The organism is Streptomyces sp. NBRC 110611, from assembly GCF_001590865.1.
Classification (GTDB): domain Bacteria; phylum Actinomycetota; class Actinomycetes; order Streptomycetales; family Streptomycetaceae; genus Streptomyces.
Genome location: NZ_BBUY01000028.1, coordinates 1 through 13,247, shown reverse-complemented (window position 1 = coordinate 13,247; position 13,247 = coordinate 1). Strand labels below are relative to the sequence as shown.

At 68.9% G+C, this 13,247-nt stretch carries 14 protein-coding genes and 1 pseudogene; 9 read left to right on the top strand and 6 right to left on the bottom strand.

Going from position 1 to position 13,247, the window contains the following annotated elements; translation table 11 throughout:
* Window positions 1-78 precede the first annotated feature (78 nt).
* Window positions 79-684 carry a TetR/AcrR family transcriptional regulator gene (locus AZE13_RS31230; protein WP_066939604.1) on the top strand — a complete coding sequence of 202 codons (606 nt, stop codon included), beginning with the start codon at window positions 79-81 and terminating at the stop codon, window positions 682-684.
* A gap of 42 nt (window positions 685-726) precedes the next feature.
* On the opposite strand, the gene AZE13_RS31225 is transcribed toward AZE13_RS31230, so the two are convergent.
* Entirely contained in the window at window positions 727-1,737 is a 1,011-nt protein-coding gene (locus AZE13_RS31225; protein WP_147264773.1) for a DUF6214 family protein, read from the bottom strand.
* Between the two features lie 151 nt (window positions 1,738-1,888).
* Between AZE13_RS31225 and AZE13_RS31220 the strand changes: the two genes are divergently transcribed.
* Window positions 1,889-3,265: an FAD-dependent oxidoreductase gene (locus AZE13_RS31220; protein WP_258528110.1), complete on the top strand. Its 1,377-nt coding sequence runs from the start codon at window positions 1,889-1,891 to the stop codon at window positions 3,263-3,265.
* 63 nt (window positions 3,266-3,328) lie between these two features.
* On the opposite strand, the gene AZE13_RS31215 is transcribed toward AZE13_RS31220, so the two are convergent.
* Window positions 3,329-3,700 (bottom strand): ArsR/SmtB family transcription factor, encoded by a 372-nt coding sequence (locus AZE13_RS31215; RefSeq protein ID WP_066939595.1) that lies wholly within the window; start codon window positions 3,698-3,700, stop codon window positions 3,329-3,331.
* A gap of 162 nt (window positions 3,701-3,862) precedes the next feature.
* Here AZE13_RS31215 and AZE13_RS38590 point away from each other — a divergent pair.
* The 3 genes and pseudogenes from AZE13_RS38590 to AZE13_RS31205 form a co-directional block, all read left to right on the top strand.
* Window positions 3,863-4,042, top strand: a pseudogene (locus AZE13_RS38590) (NADH:flavin oxidoreductase/NADH oxidase); the annotation flags it as partial.
* 93 nt (window positions 4,043-4,135) lie between these two features.
* The gene (locus AZE13_RS31210) at window positions 4,136-4,333 is read left to right on the top strand and encodes a hypothetical protein (RefSeq protein ID WP_066939592.1); all 198 of its coding nucleotides are present in this window, start codon (window positions 4,136-4,138) and stop codon (window positions 4,331-4,333) included.
* Between the two features lie 28 nt (window positions 4,334-4,361).
* A complete protein-coding gene (locus tag AZE13_RS31205) occupies window positions 4,362-4,814 on the top strand; it encodes a phage integrase central domain-containing protein (RefSeq protein WP_066939589.1) in 453 nt (150 codons plus the stop codon).
* A gap of 191 nt (window positions 4,815-5,005) precedes the next feature.
* Here the strand turns inward: AZE13_RS31205 and AZE13_RS31200 are convergent, their stop codons facing one another.
* The 4 genes from AZE13_RS31200 to AZE13_RS31185 form a co-directional block, all read right to left on the bottom strand.
* Window positions 5,006-5,251, bottom strand: coding sequence for a DUF397 domain-containing protein (locus tag AZE13_RS31200; RefSeq protein ID WP_066939586.1), 246 nt, complete (start codon window positions 5,249-5,251; stop codon window positions 5,006-5,008).
* Window positions 5,248-6,108, bottom strand: a complete 861-nt coding sequence (locus AZE13_RS31195; RefSeq protein ID WP_066939584.1) for a helix-turn-helix domain-containing protein — start codon at window positions 6,106-6,108, stop codon at window positions 5,248-5,250. The genes AZE13_RS31200 and AZE13_RS31195 overlap by 4 nt, the downstream gene beginning before the upstream one ends.
* 406 nt (window positions 6,109-6,514) lie before the next feature.
* Entirely contained in the window at window positions 6,515-7,606 is a 1,092-nt protein-coding gene (locus AZE13_RS37265; protein ID WP_079124565.1) for a helix-turn-helix domain-containing protein, read from the bottom strand.
* An 81-nt stretch (window positions 7,607-7,687) separates the two neighbouring features.
* Complete coding sequence (locus AZE13_RS31185; RefSeq protein WP_066939581.1) at window positions 7,688-8,122, bottom strand: NUDIX hydrolase; 435 nt, start codon at window positions 8,120-8,122, stop codon at window positions 7,688-7,690.
* Between the two features lie 171 nt (window positions 8,123-8,293).
* On the opposite strand from AZE13_RS31185, the gene AZE13_RS36010 reads away from it, so the two are divergent.
* The 4 genes from AZE13_RS36010 to AZE13_RS31160 all read left to right on the top strand — a co-directional run bounded on the left by AZE13_RS36010 (window position 8,294) and on the right by AZE13_RS31160 (window position 12,966).
* The gene (locus AZE13_RS36010) at window positions 8,294-8,875 is read left to right on the top strand and encodes a hypothetical protein (protein WP_066939579.1); all 582 of its coding nucleotides are present in this window, start codon (window positions 8,294-8,296) and stop codon (window positions 8,873-8,875) included.
* Complete coding sequence (locus AZE13_RS34770; RefSeq protein WP_258528109.1) at window positions 8,875-9,516, top strand: ATP-binding protein; 642 nt, start codon at window positions 8,875-8,877, stop codon at window positions 9,514-9,516. Before AZE13_RS36010 ends, AZE13_RS34770 begins: the two co-directional genes overlap by 1 nt.
* Complete coding sequence (locus AZE13_RS31170) at window positions 9,513-9,977, top strand: LuxR C-terminal-related transcriptional regulator (RefSeq protein ID WP_066939576.1); 465 nt, start codon at window positions 9,513-9,515, stop codon at window positions 9,975-9,977. The genes AZE13_RS34770 and AZE13_RS31170 overlap by 4 nt, the downstream gene beginning before the upstream one ends.
* Before the next feature lie 712 nt (window positions 9,978-10,689).
* Window positions 10,690-12,966 carry a B12-binding domain-containing radical SAM protein gene (locus AZE13_RS31160; RefSeq protein ID WP_181690508.1) on the top strand — a complete coding sequence of 759 codons (2,277 nt, stop codon included), beginning with the start codon at window positions 10,690-10,692 and terminating at the stop codon, window positions 12,964-12,966.
* Window positions 12,967-13,247: the final 281 nt, after the last annotated feature.

Sequence of the window (13,247 nt, the reverse complement as noted above, 5' to 3'; positions counted from 1 at the left end):
CGGATGGCGACCGAGGGCGACCATCCGGAGTCATGCTGAGTATATTGGCTCGGAGCCAGTCAACGCAGGAGTTACAGGATGTCCCCCCGCAGCGCATCGGTCAATGAAGAATTGCGGCGGCGCTCCCGCGAGCGGCTGTTGCAAGCGACGGTCGATCTGGTAGGGGAGCACGGCTACGAGGCGACGACACTGGGCGACATCGCGCAACGGGCGGGCGCGGCACGGGGGCTGATCTCGTATTACTTCCCCGGCAAGCGGCAGCTGCTGCAGTCCGCCGTGCACCGGCTGATGCACCTGACCCTGCAGGCGGCACTGGAGCGCGAACCGCGGCCGACCGGACCGTCGGCGGGGCGGGAGCTGATGGCGCGGGCCATCGACGCGGTCCTGGGACTGGCCCATGACCGCCCGTTGCTGATGCGTACGCACATGGCGGGCATCCTGACGGCCGAGGGGTTCATCCAGTGCCCCGAGCAGCAGCGGCTGGCACAGTTGCTGCGGGAGACGGTCGTGGCGTACGGATCGCCGGACCCGGACTCCGACTACCCGCTGCTGCGGGCGCTGCTGATGGGTTCCGTGGTGCCGATGCTGCTGCCGGGGGCGTCGATGCCACGGATCCGGCTGCGTGCCGAGTTGTTCCAACGGTACGGGCTGGACTGGGAGTTGGGGGTCCCGCCGGCGGACTGAGCCGGTCACGGGAGTCGCCACACGTGCGCCGCGGCCGGCCCGTCAGCGCTTGTTGTGACGTGGCGTCAGGAGGCCGTCGTCGCGGGCGCCGGCGATCAGGCGCAGCGATCGTCGGCGGTTGCGCCCGGTGGCGAGCATCACCGCCAGCACCGGATCGCGCCCCTCCCGTTGGGCCCGGCGGTACGCCTCCGCAGCGAGCTTGCGGCGCTCGGCGACCCGCGACCGGGTGCCCCCCGTCTCCGCCGGCGGCTCACCCGCCGCGGCCGCCTTCTCCGACGACGGTGCCGGCTCCGGCGCCGGCCCCTGTGGGGGCTGCGTTCCCGGCGCCGTGCACGGCTCCCCGGCCGCTTCGCGCGTCGTACCGTCCACCGTGCCGTGCGCCGGGCCGGCGGCCGTCGGCCCGCGCGCCGGACCAGCCTTCGGTTCACCTGCCGACTCATGGGTCAGTTCAGGTGCCGGCCCATGCACCGACTCATGTGTCAGCTCATGTGCGGGCTCATGGGTCAGCTCATGCGCGGGATGTGCCGGATGCGCCGGGTCGGTCGTCGCCTCGGGTGCCGCCCCGTCGGCCGCCCCGGCGTCGCACCCCGGCTCGGCCGCCGCCATCGGCCCGCCGGCCCGCTCCGGTGACACAGCGGCCGGGCCCGGTCCGCGGGGAGCGGGCCGGCTCCGGCGCGGGCGCCCGGTGACCGTCCGGAAGGCGTCGTCCAGCGGGCCCTCGATCCAGCGGGCCAGTTCGGCGAGGCCGTCGAGCCGCAGCGGCGGGTCGGCCCGTACGTCCTCCACGGTGATGTGGTCGTCGGAGACCGTCACAAGGACATCGATCCGGGCACCGTCGGCGAAGGTCAGCCGTGCGCTGCACCAGGAGCCCAGCGGGTCGAGCCGGGGCGCCGGGCATCCGCGACCGTCGGACGCGGTCGCCTCGTCCGGGGTGGCGGGCCGGGGGGCGGGCGCGGCCGAGCCGTGCGCCGTCAGTTCCCACGTGGGCCACTCACGTGGCGCGTCCTGAGCTTCATATCCGTGATTAACGGTATAAAAGTCACTTTCCGACACATTGAAAACCTAACCTCCACCTCACCCGGCCCAGCAGCGCGGCACGCTCATCCCATCGGGAGCAACCCCGATAGCGCATCTCCCGGATGGCGCGCCTCCCGTCGCGCGCCCGCCGGTGCGATCCTGGGGGTATCCGCGGAAGGGGCCACCCGTGCTTCGTGTCGCAGTGATCGGTTCCGGACCCAGCGGCGTCTACACCGCCCAGTCCCTGATCGAGCAGCAGGACGTACCGGACATCGAGGTGTACGTCCTGGACCGGCTGCCCTGCCCGTACGGACTCGTGCGCTACGGCGTCGCCCCGGACCACGAGAAGATCAAGTCACTGCAGAACAATCTGCGTACGGTGCTGGAGCACCCCCGCGTCCACTTCCTGGGGAACGTCGAGGTGGGGGCGGCCGGGCCGGGTCTCGATCAGCTGCGGGAGATCTTCGACGCGGTGGTGTTCTGCGTGGGCGCCGCCACCGACCGGCGCCTGGGCGTCCCCGGCGAGGAGCTGCCCGGCAGCCATGCGGCGACCGATTTCGTCGCCTGGTACAGCGCGCATCCCGATGCGGCCACGCGGCGTTTCGCCCTGACGGCGCGGTCCGCGATCGTGATCGGCGTGGGGAATGTGGCAGTGGACGTGGTGCGGATGCTCTCCCGTGACGCCGCCGAGCTCGCCGCCACCGACATGCCGCAGGGCGCGCTGGGCACGCTGGCCGACAGCCGCGTCGAGGACGTCTGGATGGTCGGCCGACGCGGGCCGTCCCAGGCGAAGTTCACCACCAAGGAGCTGCGGGAGCTGGGGTCGCTTCCGGGTGCGGAGGTGGTGGTCCGGCCGGAGGAACTGGAGCGGGACCCCGCGTACCGGGACCCCGGCGGGCTGCCCGCGGTGGCGCGGCGGAACGTCGAGGTGCTGCGCGGCTGGGCGGAGCCGACGGCGGACGCGGACACTCCCGGGAAGCGCCAGCACCGGATCCATCTGCGGTTCTTCCTCCGGCCCGTGGAGGTGCTCGGCGACGCCGCCACCGGGGTGCGGGCGGTCCGGTTCGAGCGGACCGCGCCCGACGGGCGGGGCGGGGTCACGGGTACTGGTGAATTCGAGGAGATCGAGGGGCAGTTGGTGCTGCGCTCGGTCGGCTACCGGGGGACGCCGCTGCCGGGGCTGCCGTTCGACGAGGCCACGGGGACGGTGCCGCACGACGCGGGGCGGGTGCTGCACGACGGCGCTCCGCTCCCCGGGGTGTATGTGGCGGGCTGGATCAAGCGGGGCCCGACGGGCGTGATCGGCACCAACCGGCCGTGCGCGAAGGAGACCGCGCAGTCGCTGCTGGCGGACGCCGCGGCGCTCGGGGAGCGGAAGCGCGGACCGGCCGGGGATCCGGTGGCCGAGCTGGCCCGGGCGGGGGAGCGGCCGGTGGCCTGGCGGGGCTGGCTGGCCATCGAGGCCGCGGAGGCGGAGTGGGGCCGCGGGCTGGGCCGCGGCACCGTCAAACTCCCCGACTGGACCGGCCTGTTGGAGGCGGCGCGGACGGCGGAGGCCGTCTGACGCAACCGGACGGCAGGGGGTGTCCGACACGACCGGACGGCGCAGGCCGTCCGCCGCCCGTGACTACTCCTCCCCGAGGCGGCGGGCCTGCAGGTCCGCCGCCCGGAGGACGCCGTCGATCAAGCCGGGGAAGAGCTCCTCCAGGTCGGCCGTGCGCAGCCGGTTCATCTTGGCGGTGCCCCGGTAGAACTGCTGGATCACACCGTGCTCGCGCAGCACCCGGAAGTGGTGCGTACAGGTCGACTTGCTGACCGGGAGTTCGATGTCCGCGCAGTTCAGCTCGCCCTCGGCGGCGGCGAGGGTGCGGACGACGCGCAGCCGCATGGGGTCGGCGAGGGCGTGCAGGACGTCCGCCAGCCGGATCTCCTCGCGCCCCGGGTGCTCCAGCGGCCGGGACCCCGAAGGGCCGCGCGTGGACGTCTTGTCGGTCGGCATGACGGCTCCTGACTCGGTTCGGCCGGCTCGGTGCACTCGGTTCCGCCGGCTCGGCGTCCGCGACGCGGTCTCCACTGGTCCGGCGCGCGGTGGTGGCGTCACGGCGCCCGGTCCGGGGGTGAACCGCCTGTCCGGGGATTCCTCGCCCCGCTCACGGATCCATTGTACGAGAGATATCGTAGTTTGACATCCACCGTAGTACGGTGCCTATCGTACGAGTGCGGGTCCCACACCGGAGCCCGTTCCGCCCGAGCACAGGAGCCTGCCGTGAGCGCACTGTTCGAGCCCATCACCCTCCGCTCGCTGACCGTCCCGAACCGCATCTGGATGGCGCCCACGTGCCACAACTGAGGCAAATTTGGCGTTGCCGCAGGCCACAGGCATGATGCCCACGGAGGGGGTCAGCAAAAGGTCAGCATCAGCAGGAGTCGCCACATGGCCACCCAGACCCTCGCCCGCGGCATGGGCACCTTCTTCAAGGAGTGCGGCTGCGCGAAGCCCACCGGCTGCCCGCACGCATACAAGATCAGATACCGGAACGCGGCCGGGAAGCAGACCGAGGAGTCAGGGTTCCAGACGCAGGATGCCGCCAAGGACCGACTCACGGAGATAGCGCACAGTCCCTCCGTCTAAGGCCGAACGAATACAGACACTCGGCCAGATGCCCTTCGAGGAGTACGCGGAGGCGTGGATCCAACGCCGCCGCGGGGTCATCCCTGCCACCATCCAGGACATCAAGGGCCTGCTGAAGAACCACGTGTACCCCGAGCTGGGATCGCGCCGCATCAACACCTTCGACTCCCTCGTCATCGAGCAGTACATCGCCACGATGGAGCGGAACGGACTGGGGCTGGCCGTCCAGAAAAACTCCTTCACCCGCTTGAAATCCGTGCTGCGGGACGCCCACCGGCGCGGCGCAATCCCCGACGACCCATTCCTGGACGTCATACCTCCGCAATACAATCCCGAGCGGGCCATCATTCCGACCCTCGAGGAACTGACACAAATACGAACGGCAGGCGACGACGCTGATTTCCACCTCGTGGTCGACTTGAAGCGGCATGGCAAGAGTGGGAGCAAGCCACCGCGCCGGGCCTCCGCGACTACAGCATGACCCGGACCGCGAACCATCAGTACCCCTGGAAACGCGATCCTGACGACGGCAATCACCGGCTGTTGATCGCTCAGCCCACAACAGCAGACCTGGCCACGAACGTGTCTCCCCCCATAGGTACGGATGTACGAAAATGGCCCGCCTCCCCCGGATACGGGCTGGGGGGGGGACGGGCCACTCCGCTCTGCTGATCAACTGTCGACGACGCCGAAGTCGGCTTCGCCCGAATTCACCGTCTCGATGAAGCTCGTCCAGGCCGCAGGGGTGAAGGCGAGGGCCGGGCCCGCCTTGTCCTTGGAGTCACGCACGCCGATCAACCCTGGGCGTTTGGCCGTCTCGACACAGTTCTGATTGTCCTGCGAGCTGTACGAGGACTTCGTCCACTCCCCGTCCGGCGCCATGTCGGTCGCGACGGGGAAGTTCTTGTGATGAGTCATGTCCACAGTTTCTTTTCGAGGGCCTGCAGGATGTGCGGCGTCTGGGAGGGGCCAGGCGCCGCCTTGACCATGGCATCGAACTGCCTCTGGTACTGCCCCACATCCGATTGCTTCGACCACATGGTGGTGGCCTTGGCGCTGTCGCTCTGAACCACGGGACCGAGGTCCGTGAACTCCAGAACCGTGAAGTTGAACCCAGCTCGGTAGGTGGGCAGGTTTTCAGGGATGATCTGCACCTCGACGTTGTCCAGCTGATTGAGGCGGATGATCTCCGCGTACTGTGCACGCATCACGTCGGGCGAACCAACGACGGTACGCAGGGTGTTCTCCGTCAGGATGATGTGCACCTCCGTGTCCCCCGAGTGCAACAGCTCCTTACGCTCCATCCGCAGTCGAACCCCGCGCTCAACGAACTCAGTGGTCCGCTCCTCCACGATCTTCGCGGAGACAGCGAGCGCCTGCGCGTAGGACTCGTCTTGGAGTAGGCCGTGCACAACATGGTTCTCGTACCCGCGGATCTTGACTGCATCGCGCTCAAGGCTGACGTACATCAGCACGCCGGAGGGCAGAACGCCTCGATACGAGATGAAGGGCTCCTTGCTCAAGGAGTCGCTCTGCATCTTCAGGAGCTCAGCGCGGTCGTCCGGGTCTTCGACCCCGTACCGGTCCATCATCTGTTCGAGGTCGGCAAGCTTGGGCAATGGGATGTCGCCTGCCTCGACTCGGCTGATCTTTGAGCGAGAGAAGCCGAGAGCCACCGACACTGCTTCTGCAGTCTCGCCGGTCCGTTCCCGCAGGGCTCGGAGTTCTTTGCCGAGCAGGACCCGCAGGTATGTCGGTCCTCGTCGTGCGGCCACCTGTCCCCTCACTTAGGTCTGCTGTCCGTCAGATCGAGGCCCCTGTCCAGCAGCGCAGAGTATCTGCCCGCCGGGGCCGGTGTTCAGTCCGGAGTCTGACACGCTCAGCCCTCCTTGCAACACCCCCTGTCGGTTACCGGGCATTTGCCAATGCACGTCACGGCGTGCGTTCATTCGCGCTTCCCCTTGAATGTTAACTAGCGTGCACACCAAGCTAGTTCGGCAAGCCGATGCGGAAGCTGCTTTCCGGGCGGCCCATGGGGGTGCGTACCCCCGGCATTCGTACGCGGTCCCGCTTGGAGGGCCAGCCCAGGGAAACCTCGGGGACGGGCCGCGCCGGCAAGACCCACACCCCGACGAGCCGAGGCCAGCAATGCGCCAGAGCATCACCACCCGATCCGGACGGCTAAGCTGCCATCTCCCGCCGCATCCTGCCGAGGGCACCGTCAGCGGTGTCCCGGAGCTCTGGCAGCTTGTCTCCGGCGGTGCGCACCACTCGCTGGAGCTGGTGTGGAAGGCGCTGTCTGACCGCTTCTTGGATTGCGGTGTTCAACGACTCGGCAGCCCCGCTGTGGTCTTGGGCGTGCAGCCGTACGTGGGCGACGGTTACCTGTTCGATGACGCGCCACTGTGGTGCGACAGCCGTGGTCGGGACTGGGGTGCTCTCCGCAAGCTGTGCGGCGTGGTGGACGCGCCCGGTGTCGATCAAGCCGCGGAGCCGAATCTCGTGCAGGGCAAAGGGGTTGAACAGGCTGGTGTGCTCGGCGCGTTCGAGCAGGGTCTCTGTCTCTCTCATCACTCGGTCGAACAGCGGGCCGTTGCCGAGCGCACCGGTGGCGCGAGCGAGGAGCGGCAGCACCGCGGCACGCGCATCGCTGTCCGGGGCCAGTGCGGCGGCGCGGGACAGGCGCTCGACTGCGGCTCCGCGAAGACGGGCTTTGCGCAGTTCATTGCCGTGCATCCGCAGAACGTACGACGTGAAGCCCGGATCGGCGAACACTTCGGCGATCTCCAAGCTCTTGGCTGTCCAGTGCGCTGCTGTGCTCAGCCGCTCCTCTGGCAGAACGTTGCCGAGCGCGACACCGAGGCTGACACGGGCGCGGGCGAGCAGGTGCAGTACGTCGCGCTCGGCGTATCCGTCCTGTGCCCGGGCTTCCAGGCGGGCGACGAGTGGCCACAGCTCCGCGACCGCTTCGGAGGCATGGCCGGACTGGCGGGCGATCTCCGCGAGGCGAACTGTGGACTCGCCGAACTGCAACATCGCGCGGTGATCAGCGTCCGCGGCGTCGGTGACACCAAGGACATGCGGCGGGAGGTGAAGCATCTCGCACAGACGACGCCGGGATCCGACGTCGTCCACGGTGCGTTTGCGAAGTTCCAGGGCGGAAACGTACGTCTTGTCGTAGCCCAGAAGGGCGCCGAGCTGGGTCTGGTTCATGCCGTGGACGGCGCGGTAGAACCGCAGGATTGCACCGAGGTCGCGGGTGGCCAGGATCACCTGCGCCTGGGGAGTCGCCCATCGCCAGGCGACATGACTGCCCGGCGGGCGGAGTGCGACGCGACCGACGCCCATAGCCGACTACTTGCGCCTGTACCAGGCGGCAATCGAGCGCTTGTAGCCGTCAGGCATGGTCAGGCCCGGCACCTCTTGTTCGGTGAACAACCCGACCTTCTTGTGCTCATGGCTGAGCACGGGCTCCTGCTCGGGGTTGAGCACCGTGCACCCGTAGGTGACGATCAGGACCCGCCGACCGGGAATCGGCTCGTAGACCCACACCCCACCCTCAATGAGGGTGCCGGCTTTGACCTTCCAGCCGGTCTCCTCCAGCAACTCGCGTTCGACGGCGCTCTCCGGATTCTCGTCAGCCGGCTGGCCGGATTGGGCGACGATCTCCAGCCGTCCGCCGGGCAGTTCCCACTCCCCGCGTTCGTTCTCCAGCAACAGGACGCGGTCGTGGGCATCACAGGCGACGCCCTTAACGGATACGGGCCACAGGGGTGGCGTGTACGACATGACGGTCCTCTTGCAGCGGACGACGGCCGGGACCCTCGGAACGTAGCACGCAGCGACCGGCCATCGGCCGTGATGGGTGAATTGCCCGAGTCGGCAATCTGTCGCTTTACACAACCACCAGCGCCTCTCGACAGTGAGGCCACTGGCCGTCCGTATCAAGGGAGTTCGGCAATGACCCGTGCCGCTGCACGCTCTGCCAGGGACCTGTTCAGCGCCTGCTACCTCGACCTGCGTGGCCCCGACGCTATGTGCGCTGTCGCCGAACGGATCAGCGAAGTCGGCCTGGTCACCTTCGACGGGCTCGATTCTCGCGACGCCACGCTGGAGATCGCGTCCACCGATGGGCGAGCAGTGCACTCAGATCTGCAAGCGAACCAGCCCAATGCCCTGGCCGCGCTCACCGAGCCGCGAGCGGCCTTCTTCGGTCGCGCCGACGGCGTCTTTGCGCCAGTTTTCGACCACGCCCCGGGTGGTCAGCTCTCCATACGGCTGCGGCAAGACGGCCTTGTGCGCTGGCACCCCTTCACGCGCACTTATGTGCCCCCTCTCCGCACCTCCGCCACCCGGCACCAGCAACCTCTCGAACTCGGTGCGGGTGAGGGCTACCTGCTGGACAACCACCGATGGCTCCACGCGCGCACGGCCTTCCTCGGGCCACGCCGCTGCTACCGGGCTCTGGGCAATCCCCGCTTCCCCCTCCCCCGCGGATTCGCTCCGCACGATGCGACCGCCATCCCCCTGGAGACGCGCTGATGACGACCACCACGTACTCCCCCTTCGAGCTGCGCATCGAAGCGACGGATAAATCCCCCATCCCGACCCGGCTGCGCTCCGTCGGTGAAGCCGATGGGGCCGGCCACAAGCGACCTGAGGCCGTGATGACGACGCAGAACCAGGAGCAACACCCCACGCCCACCACCAAGACCGTGCCACCCCCGTCCCTCGCCTTGCCCCTGCGCCCCCTCACCCGCACTATTCCGGGGTACACGCAGACCCTCCTCCTGATCCCGCCGGCAGTGCGGCAGGCTCGGGGCTCCGTACGCACCACACTGGCGTGCTGGTGTCTGGACGTGCTGACCGATGACGCACAGCTGGCCGTCTCGGAACTGGTCACCAACGCCCTGCGCCACGCAACGCAGCCGCCCTTGCCGGGAGACGAGCCGATCCGCTGCCAGCTGACCGTGGAGCGGCCGGAACGCCGCGCGGTTCGGATCACGGTGGCGGATCCGTCGCCCCGTGGTCTGGTGCAGCGCCACCCCGATATCGAGGCCGAGACCGGGCGGGGCCTGACGGTGCTGTCCGAGATCTCCGCAGACTGGGGCGTCGAGACGTTGCCCGCCGGGAAGCGGGTCTGGGCACTCCTGCGGGTGGGCCGCCGAGGAGTCGAGCAGTGACCACGTCCGTCGAGAAGGTCATCCTCGCGCCAAGGGAGCGGCAGGTCATCAAGGGCTTGGCCAACGGCAGCACGCTCGCCGCAGTCGCGCTGAACCTCAAGATCACGAAAAATACGGCAGCGAGCTACCTCAAGAACGCCAAGTACAAGCTCCGCGGCGTGACGGAGAACTCCGCCGCGCTCGCCGTCGCCTACGCCACCGAGGCCATCGACCGACCGGACCTGCTGGCCCACGAGGGACTGCTCCTCCCCTGTGAACAGCGTGAACTCGTGCCGCTGATCGCGCGGGGCATGCGGGCCACGCAGATGGCGATCAAGCTGAAGCGGTCTGTCGACCTCACCCGCCGGGACGCCCGGCAACTGATGGCGAACCTCCAGGCCCGCAACCCGGCCCACCTCGTCACCCGCTCGTGGCAGTACCAGATCATCACCGCAGAGCAGGTGCTCGCGTGGCTGCCGTGAAGGTGCGTGTCCCCGACAGCGCTGCCCACGACGGCACCGCTTCGGGAGATGCCGTGACGTGGCTGGTTACGGATTGGACCGTGCCCCGCCGGACAGTGCGGGAGGTACTGGACTACGGCATGGAGGACAAGCGGACCGTGGCGCGGCTTCGATTGCACGCCGCGGTTCTCGTACCGCGGGCACGCGCCCGCCTGGCCAGCGGCGGTCCGCAAGACATGGTCCTTGCGCTCGAACACGTCGAGACGTCGCTTCGGTCCGGAGGCTCGGACCTCCGGGGCCTGGCTGCCGCGATGCGAGATCTCATCGACTACCTCGATGTGCAGCCGGCCCCACCGCCTCGGATCGATGCTCCGACCCTGGCCAGCCCCGACGTTGTACCTACCGCTCTACTGCCAGCCTCATAGACAGCTCCACCCCTGGGGACGCTCTCCAGTTCTACCCCAGCCCGGCCAGCGGAGCACACCACGTCGGCCCGTTCCCGAAGGACGGCCGGGCCGACGAGGGCGAGTCCCTTACGTCCCCCATGCTGGGGCCGCCCGGCCGTCCGCCCAGCTCCATTGCGCCAGGCGAGCGGAGCACCACCCGGCAACCGCGCCTGCTGAAGGGACCGGTGTCGGACGAGCGGTGTGGGCAGAGGACTTCCACCCACGGACTCTGCCCACACTCGCTCTCCCTCAAGGCAAGATTCACCCCTCCTGAAGGGCGAGACGCCATGACCGAAGAACGCACCATGACCCTCCAGGCCCGGCGCCTGGCCTACGCGTTACGACTCGTGAACCCCTCGCTCCACCCCCACGACGGTGCCATAGCCACCCTGGAGCCCCTGCTGATCAACCCCAACCAGGTGCGAGGCTGGTTGGAAGAGCACTGCACCCCGTACGCCGGGCGGGTCCACGTCACCGGCACACTGGACCGGCGGCTTGTCTTCGCCGAGCGCCCCGACGGCCGGTGGGTCGTCGCGGACCTGTCCGGTCAGCCGCATCACCAGCGCGCGTGGCCCGTCTGGGCACATGCTCACATGGACCTCGAATCGGCCCACGAATGGCTGTCCCTGGCTGACCTCGCCCCGGAAGCCCTCTACCGGCTATCGCGGCCGCGGGTCCTGCTCGCCGCCCTGTACCACCCGGAGTACTTCCCCCTGCCCCGCTTCCCGCTCGGGATCAGCGACGTCGCGCGCGCCGCCCGCGCCTGCCTCATGGGCGAGGTGGAGCTCGCCGACATGCAGCTCGGTATCACCCTGCCCGATCTCGTCAAGCACATCACCGACGAGCCCCCCGATATCCTCGGCATCTCCGCGACGTTCGGGCAGCACGACCTGATGATCGAACTCCTCGACGCCACATACGCGTTGGCAAAACCGCCGCTCGTCGTAGCTGGAGGCAGCCTCACGGCCCGCAACGAGGCCCTGCTCCTGGAGCGCTACCCCGACCTGCTGATCGCACGTGGTGCCGGCGAGTCGACCGTCCAGGACCTGCTCGCGCACTGGCATGGCGACCTCGCCAAGGAGCACGTCCACAGCATCGGCTACAACGGCGCCGCCCGCGGCGAAGGCACACTCACGGTCAGGCGGCGGCGCACGGCCAAGCCCGTCAGCCGGGCACAGAGTGACTTCCTGCCCGAGCTGGACCTGCTGCCGGCGACGTTCGCCCATCACGGGGTCGCGCAGTTGGAGGCGTCCCGCGGCTGCACCAACTTTTGCAGCTTCTGCCCGCGTGGCCATAAAGGGCAGTGGGCGGGCGGCACGCCGAGTGACTTCGGATGGATGCTCGACAGCATGAGCTCGGTGTTCGACCGGTACCCGGACATCTCCCGGACCCTGTACCTCGTCGACGAGGAATTCATCGGCCGCGGACCGGATGCCGTCACCCGCGCCCTGCACATGGCTGACGTGCTGAACGGTGCCGGATTCAAGTGGGAGACCAGCTGCCGCATCGATCAGGTCACCCACCCGGACCGCGACTTCGCCTGGCACGTCGAGCGCGCCGCCCTGTGGCGTTCCCTGGTGAACAAGGGACTGCGCCGCTGCCTGTTCGGTGTCGAATCCGGCGTCGACACGATCCTGAAGCGGTTCAACAAGGAGACCGGCGGCGAACAGAACGCGCTCGCGATCCGCACCCTGTCCGCGCTGGGTGTGCCCACCAGGTTCACGTACATCACCTTCGACCATCTGATGACGTTCGAGGAGCTGAAGGCGACCTACGCCTACCAGGGCCGCACGGACCTCCTGGTGCGACCGCTCCCGGACCAGCCGGTCGAGGAGATCGTCAACGGTGTCCGCGACCCGGAGTGGGTGGAGGCGCACGGAACCGGCCGCCCGTTCCACACCGGCATCTCGTACATGCTCGTCTCCATGGAGTGCCTGATCGGCGCCGCCTACACCAAGCAGGTGGAACGTGCCGGCCTGGCCGGGCCGGTCCGTCCCTCGATGGGGCGCCAGGATGCCGAGTTCGCCGACTGGCGCATCGGCGTGTGCAGCCAGTGGGCCCAGCTGTGGGTCGACCGGAACTTCGCCCTGGACTACACCCTCAAGCCCCTGGAGATACGTGCCGCAGCGCGCGTCGCCCGCCGTCTGCTTCCCCGCTACCAGCGCGCGCTGATCGAGGTATTCGACAACGCCCTGTCCCAGCCCGAGCCCCCGCATCGGCCTGCTCCGCCGCAGGTGTCCCAGGTCGTCACCCTGACCTGGTACGACGACGGGGCCCTCGGCGTCCCATACGCGAGCGTGCCCGAGGAAGCCCGCATGCCGCTGTACGCCCACGGTTTCCAGTACCACCCGCACCAGGCCGCCTTCCTCCTGCCCGCCGCGTACGGCGACATCGGCCGGGCCCTGCGCATCCAGGCGGTGGCACAGCAACTGGCCGCTCAGGGCATCGGCGTCAACCTCCGCCACTCCCCTGCGGCTCCCGCCGCCGCGCAACCGGCACTGACCGCCAAGCCGGCCATCGGCCCCGCCGTGCGAAGCCCCACCAGCTCCGCCCTCCATCGCTAGCGCCTCCCCTGGCGGCGCTGCCTCAAGTCCGCTCTCCGGGGAAACCCAGCTGTCCACACCCTCCACCGCACCCGCAGCCCCTGGCCCGACACCCGGCCGGTAATCCCGAAACTCCCTGGAGGCCCCTCCTGTCGACCCGTTCCTTCATCGCCCGCCCCACCGAGACTGGCTACAACGGCATATACGTCCATCTCGACGGCCAGCCGAGCGAGAAGCTGCCCATGCTCCTCACCGCCTACCAGTACCGTTCAACCGCAGCGTCGAAGCACTGTCCCGCCACC

What these genes read in the sequence shown, in the direction of transcription:
- AZE13_RS31200 (WP_066939586.1), bottom strand. Translation starts at nt 5,251, where the DNA reads ATGACTCATCACAAGAACTTCCCCGTCGCGACCGACATGGCGCCGGAC.
- AZE13_RS31205 (WP_066939589.1), top strand. Translation starts at nt 4,362, where the DNA reads ATGCCCTTCGAGGAGTACGCGGAGGCGTGGATCCAACGCCGCCGCGGG.
- AZE13_RS31215 (WP_066939595.1), bottom strand. Translation starts at nt 3,700, where the DNA reads ATGCCGACCGACAAGACGTCCACGCGCGGCCCTTCGGGGTCCCGGCCG.
- AZE13_RS31230 (WP_066939604.1), top strand. Translation starts at nt 79, where the DNA reads ATGTCCCCCCGCAGCGCATCGGTCAATGAAGAATTGCGGCGGCGCTCC.
- AZE13_RS34770 (WP_258528109.1), top strand. Translation starts at nt 8,875, where the DNA reads ATGACGACCACCACGTACTCCCCCTTCGAGCTGCGCATCGAAGCGACG.
- AZE13_RS31185 (WP_066939581.1), bottom strand. Translation starts at nt 8,122, where the DNA reads ATGTCGTACACGCCACCCCTGTGGCCCGTATCCGTTAAGGGCGTCGCC.
- AZE13_RS31160 (WP_181690508.1), top strand. Translation starts at nt 10,690, where the DNA reads ATGACCGAAGAACGCACCATGACCCTCCAGGCCCGGCGCCTGGCCTAC.
- AZE13_RS31210 (WP_066939592.1), top strand. Translation starts at nt 4,136, where the DNA reads ATGGCCACCCAGACCCTCGCCCGCGGCATGGGCACCTTCTTCAAGGAG.
- AZE13_RS36010 (WP_066939579.1), top strand. Translation starts at nt 8,294, where the DNA reads ATGACCCGTGCCGCTGCACGCTCTGCCAGGGACCTGTTCAGCGCCTGC.